This window comes from Pseudomonas sp. KB_15 (assembly GCF_052114525.1).
GTDB lineage: Bacteria > Pseudomonadota > Gammaproteobacteria > Pseudomonadales > Pseudomonadaceae > Aquipseudomonas.
This window is the reverse complement of sequence record NZ_JBFREX010000124.1, coordinates 1-597: the sequence shown is the minus strand read 5'-3', so window position 1 is coordinate 597 and position 597 is coordinate 1. Positions and strand designations below refer to the sequence as shown.

Here is a 597-nt window from a genome sequence, read left to right as displayed (position 1 = left end):
TCTCGAGGTAGCGGCCGGGATCGGTCCGGCTGGATTCCTGGCCGTGCTTCTCGACGTCAGCCACCAGTACGCCACCATCGTCATCCTTGCCCGCCGCGCCCTTGCCATAGCGGACTTCGCCGCCCAGCCAGGTCTTTTCATTCCCCCAATACACGTCCTGGTCCGGTTCCCAGGTATCTTCGCGGCCCCCGGCGAAGCCGAAGGTCTTGAATCCCATGCTTTCCAGGGCGACGTTGCCGGACAGGATCATCAGGTCCGCCCAGGAAAGCTTCTGCCCGTACTTCTGCTTGATCGGCCAGAGCAGCCGGCGCGCCTTGTCCAGGCTCACGTTGTCCGGCCAGCTGTTGAGCGGGGCGAACCGTTGCTGGCCGCGCCCGCCACCCCCCCGGCCATCGCCGATGCGGTAGGTGCCGGCGCTGTGCCAGGCCATGCGGATGAACAACCCGCCGTAGTGACCGAAGTCCGCCGGCCACCAGTCCTGCGAGTCGGTCATCAGTGCCGTCAGGTCTTTCTTGACCGCGGCGAGGTCGAGGGTCTTGAACGCCTCGGCATAGTTGAAGCTCTTGTCCAGGGGATTGGACTTGTCCGAGTGCTGGC

1 protein-coding gene is annotated in these 597 nt (G+C 65.2%); it reads right to left on the bottom strand.

Translation table 11 applies throughout. The features are described 5' to 3' along the window. A partial coding sequence (locus AB4Z35_RS30010) for a peroxidase family protein (RefSeq protein WP_442101162.1) occupies positions 1 to 597 on the bottom strand: 597 nt, incomplete at both ends.